5 protein-coding genes are annotated in these 5,328 nt (G+C 64.4%); 2 read left to right on the top strand and 3 right to left on the bottom strand.

All coding sequences use genetic code 11. The annotated features are described in order from the left end of the window. Positions 1 to 220 (top strand): hypothetical protein (locus EOA28_RS23840; RefSeq protein ID WP_128315339.1); only part of this gene is annotated, 220 nt, incomplete at its 5' end. Between the two features lie 213 nt (positions 221 to 433). After that, positions 434 to 733: a DUF982 domain-containing protein gene (locus tag EOA28_RS23845; protein WP_126082328.1), complete on the top strand. Its 300-nt coding sequence runs from the start codon at positions 434 to 436 to the stop codon at positions 731 to 733. A gap of 76 nt (positions 734 to 809) precedes the next feature. On the opposite strand, the gene EOA28_RS23850 is transcribed toward EOA28_RS23845, so the two are convergent. The 3 genes from EOA28_RS23850 to EOA28_RS23860 all read right to left on the bottom strand — a co-directional run. After that, positions 810 to 1,496: an aspartyl/asparaginyl beta-hydroxylase domain-containing protein gene (locus tag EOA28_RS23850; RefSeq protein WP_127251164.1), complete on the bottom strand. Its 687-nt coding sequence runs from the start codon at positions 1,494 to 1,496 to the stop codon at positions 810 to 812. A 100-nt stretch (positions 1,497 to 1,596) separates the two neighbouring features. Continuing rightward, entirely contained in the window at positions 1,597 to 3,090 is a 1,494-nt protein-coding gene (locus EOA28_RS23855) for an efflux transporter outer membrane subunit (protein WP_127251163.1), read from the bottom strand. An 11-nt stretch (positions 3,091 to 3,101) separates the two neighbouring features. Beyond that, positions 3,102 to 5,328, bottom strand: a 2,227-nt coding sequence (locus tag EOA28_RS23860) for an efflux RND transporter permease subunit (protein WP_128315340.1), incomplete at its 5' end; no start/stop codon positions are given.

Here is a 5,328-nt window from a genome sequence, read left to right on the forward strand (position 1 = left end):
ATTCAAGACACTCACCCGCGCGACCGCCGCGGCCTGCTTCCTGGCGGTTCAGGCGGTGATCTGCATCGGCACGGTCTACTGGGCCGTTGCCGCCATCCTTCGCATGGAAGGAACGGCGGCCATCGTGCTCGGCGCCATCTTCGCGCTGCCATCCGCTTATCTGCTGACGGTGGTTACCCGCATGGCCTATGACGCGGAGACCGATCCGGCCAATCAGTAGCGCCGACGATGTGGAACAAGAGCAAGGGCAGGGCGGTGTGGGTAGTGTCGCCCTGTCACCTAGCCTGCGCGGATTGGCCGGGCGCGCCGCCTGACGCATCCGTGAACCGATTGTTGATCGCACTGAGGTCACATTCCTGAGTCAGAAGGCCGCAAAAGCAACTTTTCACATCGAGCGGCGTTGCTGGGCCTGCGCTCGTTCGGGAGACAGGGAATGGACAGACTGCAATTCGAGGTGCCGGTGCGCATCACGCCCGCGCCCGGCCTGCCGGTCGAGGAGATCTACAGTGTCGAGCAGGCGCTCGATTTCCTGCAGGACTGGCCGAAGCGCAGGCAGGGCAAGATCTACGAAGCCGCCTTCAATGCCTGCTTCGGGGCGACGGTCGATGTGGCCAGCACCGAGGAAGCCTGCCGGGCGTTCGCAACCTTCTGCCGCGTCAGCGGATTGCTGGCGAGGGACGCGATGTTTCCCGGCAAGCGCAGAGCAGGGACGCATCGCGAGGCGCGCGCCTGAGTCTCTATTTCGTCCAGGTCTTTCTCTGAAGATCGCGTCGTCGGGCGACATGCATAAGGCGTCGATCGCAGCTGGTTCAGCCGCCGAACGACACGCCTCGGCAGCGCATTCCCACCTGCACACCGCGCACGATCACGCGCGACAGGATTTCCATATCCAGCGGCATTTGCGGACGCCACACGTCGAGCAGAAGAGCGACGCGCGGCTGATCCGAGTTGTTCATGACTTCGTGCTCGAACGTGTCGTCCCAGAGCATGCACTCGCCGTCGGCGATGCGCCTTTCCTCATGGTTGATCATCATGATCGTTGCCGGGTGGCCGTCCGGCTGTTTGGGGATGGCGAGCCCGAGGTGAAAGCGCATGATGCCGCGGAATGGTCCGCGGTGCGGCGGGATATGCTTGCGCGGGGCGAGGAAGGAGACGGCCGCCGACTTGACCTCGGGGCATTCGGTGAGCAGCCGGCTCAGAACCGGCATGCGCGCGAGATTCTCCGGCACCGTCATATCGTAGGCCTTGAGCACGAACATGCGCCAGTCGAGCCCGTCATTGGCAGAGATATCGGCCTGCTCCGGCATGATGTCGTGGAAACGCGGCGCCTTGTTCAGCTTTGCCGCCAGCGCTTCATCGCGGATGTCCTGCCAGGCGGCGGCGAACTTAGCCGCATTGGGAAAATGCGTGCCGGCATCAAGAATGGCCGGCGCATCTATGCGCTTTTCATAGATACGGCGAACCAGATCGGTTCCGAGATCGTAGGCGCCTGTCATCTCATTACCTCAACGAGGCTGTTATATAGTGGGATATTGTTTGCGGGCGTCGCTCACGGAGATTTGTTCGGGCCGGCGGATAGACCGCACGGCTCGCCGGTCATTGCGTCTTTGATGCCAGCCGCGGACCGGTGCGGACATCTATGATTTCGGGTCTGGCCGTGTCGATCGCGCCGTTCCAGCCACCGCCAAGCGCCTTGTTCAAGGCTATGTAATCGGTGGCGATCGAGACGCGGCTTTGCAGGACGGAATCGTCGGCGGAATAGGCTGAGCGTTCGGCATCGAGCACGTCGAGGAGGCTGGTCTCGCCAGCCTTGTAGAGCGTTCTTTCAAGCCGCGCGGCATCGCCGTAGGACTTCGCGGAGGAGGCGAGCTTGCCGTTCCTGATGCGCTCCTGCGACAGCGAAACGGTGGCGTTTTCAACGTCTTCCAGCGCCGTCAGCACGGCGGCCTTGTAGGCGACGAAATACTGGTCGCGCTGGGCCTTGGCGACGTCGACGGCCGCCTGCAATTGGCCGCCATTGAACAATGGCACGCTGAGGGTGGGGCCAAAGGACCAGCCGATGGTGGAGTTCTTGCCGAGATCGCCGAGCTTGAGGGATGTGGTGCTGATGTCGCCGGTCAGGCTGACGCCCGGATAGCGCGCCGCCTCGGCCTGGCCGATCTTGGCGGTGGACTGTGCATACTGCCGCTCGGCCATGCGCACATCCGGATGGGCGAGCAGGATGTCGGCCGGGATGCCGGTCGGGATCGGCAGGCGGGGCGCTGGGATCGGCGTTGCGTGCCTCAAGCGCTCGTTGAGGGCCGCTGGCGGCCGCCCGGTCAGCACGGAAAGGCGATGCACGGCCTCGGCATAGCTGGCCTCCAGGCTCGGAACGCCGGCTTCCGTGCCGCTGGCCTGTCCTTCCGCCTTGGCTACGTCCGCCGCGGTCGCCGAGCCGGCCAAGGCCATTGTGCGGGTGAGCTGGGCGGTTTGCCGCTGCGATGCGGCAGAGCGCCGGGCAAGCGCTATGCGGGCCTGATAGCCGCGTGCCTGGACATAGTTGGAGGCGACATCGCCGACCAAGGTCAGTAGGGTCGAGCGCAGGCTTTCCTCGGAAGCGTCCAAGCCATAGCTGGCGGCCTCGACGCTGCGGCGGTTGGCGCCGAAGAGGTCGAGTTCCCAGCTGGCATCGAAGCCTGCCTGATACTGGTCATAGGTTGTGCCGGTTGCCGTGCCCGAGCTGGTTGCTGTGGCCCTATTGCGGGTGGCCGAGGCCGAACCGTCGGCGGATGGGAGCAACGTGCCTACCGACTGCCGGTAGCTTGCCCGCGCCTCGCGGATCTTGGCCTTGGCGGTGGCGACATCGAGATTGCCGGCGACCGCCTCCGCGACGAGCGCATTCATCTCGGGATCGCGCAGGCGCCGCCACCATTGCGACAGCTGCGCCGGCTTTGCCGGCCTTGCCGCCTTCTGCCCGCTCCAGCTTGCCGGCATCGCCAGCAGTGGCTTCTGGTAATCCGGACCGACAACGCATCCCGAGAGCAGGGCCGCGGCAAACGCGGGCAAAAAGAACTTCTTCGCGGTCGCGAGACCGCGTTCAAAACCTGGCATGGAAAAAACCTCTATTCTTGAGTGGCTGTGGCTGGGGTCCCGCCTGAATTCTCGTTGGCTGCCTTGCCCTTGAAGATGCGGCGCACTGTGACGAAGAGAAGCGGCACCAGGAAGACGCCGATCACGGTCGCCGCGATCATGCCGCCCATAACACCGATGCCGACCGAGTTCTGCGCGCCCGAGCCCGCGCCGCTGGCGATCGCCAGAGGCGTGACGCCGAGGATGAAGGCCAGCGATGTCATCAGGATCGGCCGCAGGCGTTGCCGCGCCGCTTCGAGCGTTGCCTCGACCAGCCCCATGCCGGCAGACTGCCGCTCGATGGCGAACTCGACGATGAGGATGGCGTTCTTGGCCGCCAGGCCGATCGTGGTGAGCAGGCCGACCTTGAAATAGACGTCATTGGTCTGGCCGAAGAGGGTGGCCGCCGCCAGGGCGCCGAAGATGCCGATCGGCACCGACAGCATCACCGCGAACGGGATCGACCAGCTTTCGTAAAGCGCGGCAAGGCACAGGAACACGACCAGCGCCGAAATCGCGTAGAGCGACATCGCCTGATTGCCGGAAAGCCTCTCCTGATGCGACAGACCGGTCCATTCATGCGCATATCCGGCGGGTAGTTGCGCGACCAATTTGTCGATCTCGTCCATCGCCGCGCCGGAGCTTTGGCCTGCGGCCGCGGCGCCCTGGATCTCGACCGCCGCCGAGCCGTTGTAGCGTTCGAGGCGGGGCGAACCGTAGGTCCAGTGGCTGGAGGCGAAGGCCGAGAACGGCACCATGGCGCCGCCGGAGTTGCGGACCTGCCATTTGTCGAGATCTTCCGGCTGCATGCGGAAATCTGCGCCCGACTGCAGATAGACCGGCTTTACTCGTCCGCGATCGATGAAGTCGTTGACATAGTCGCTGCCCCAGGCGGTCGACAGCGTGTTGTTGATGTCGGCGAGGCTGATGCCGAGCGCGCTGGCCTTTTCCTGGTCGATATCGATCGAGAATTGCGGCTGGTCCTCCTGGCCGTTGGGGCGCGTGTTGGCAAGTAGCTTGCTCTTTGCAGCCAGACCCAGAAGCTGGTTGCGCGTCTGGATCAGCGCGTCGTGGCCGGCGCCGTTGACGTCCTGGAGGTAGAAATCGAAGCCGTTGGTGTTGCCGAAACCCTGGATGGCGGGTGGGGCCAGCGCGAAGACCTGGGCATCCCTGATCTTGGAGAAGGCGCCCATGGCGCGGCCGGCGACCGCAGACACGGAAAGAGCCGAGGTCTTGCGCTGGTCGAAATCCTTCATCCGCACGAAGGCGATGCCGACATTCTGCCCGGCGCCGCCGAAGCCGAAGCCGGAAGCCGTGAACACGCCTTCGACCGCGTCCTTCTCTTCATTGAGATAGTGGTTGGTCACCTCGGCCAGCACGCGCTCGGTGCGGTCCTGCGTCGCGCCGACCGGCAGTGAAGCGCTGGTGATCAGAATGCCCTGGTCCTCGTCCGGCAGGAACGAGCTCGGCAGCCGGGCGAACATCCAGCCCATGGCGATGACGATGGCCAGGAACACGGCGAGGAAGCGCCAGGAACGCTTGATGATGCCGTGCGAGCCGTCGCGGTAGGCGATGGTGCCGCGATCGAACATGCGGTTGAACCAGCCGAACGGACCCCGTTGCGTCGCATGGTCCTTGGCCGGGCGCAGGATGGTGGCGCAGAGCGCCGGCGTCAGCACCAGTGCCACCAGCACCGAGAGCACCATTGCCGAGACGATGGTGACGGAGAATTGCCGGTAGATGATGCCGGTGGAGCCGCCGAAGAAGGCCATCGGCACGAAGACTGCCGACAGCACGGTGGCGATGCCGATCAGCGCGCCGGTGATCTCGTTCATCGATTTGCGCGTCGCTTCCTTCGGCGGCAGGCCTTCCTCCTGCATGACGCGCTCGACATTCTCGACCACGACGATGGCGTCGTCGACCAACAGGCCAATGGCGAGAACCATGGCGAACATGGTGAGCGTGTTGATCGAATAGCCGAAGAAGGAGAGCACGCCGAATGTGCCGAGCAGCACCACCGGCACGGCGATCGTCGGGATGATGGTGGCGCGCAGGTTCTGCAGGAAAAGCAGCATCACCAAAAAAACCAGCACGATCGCTTCGGCCAGCGTCTTCACCACTTCCTCGATCGACAGCCGCACGAAGGGCGAGGTGTCGTACGGGTAGACGACCTCGACGCCTTGCGGAAAGGTCGAGCTTAGGCGATTGATCGTCGTGCGC

Source organism: Mesorhizobium sp. M2A.F.Ca.ET.067.02.1.1, assembly GCF_004023285.1.
GTDB lineage: Bacteria > Pseudomonadota > Alphaproteobacteria > Rhizobiales > Rhizobiaceae > Mesorhizobium.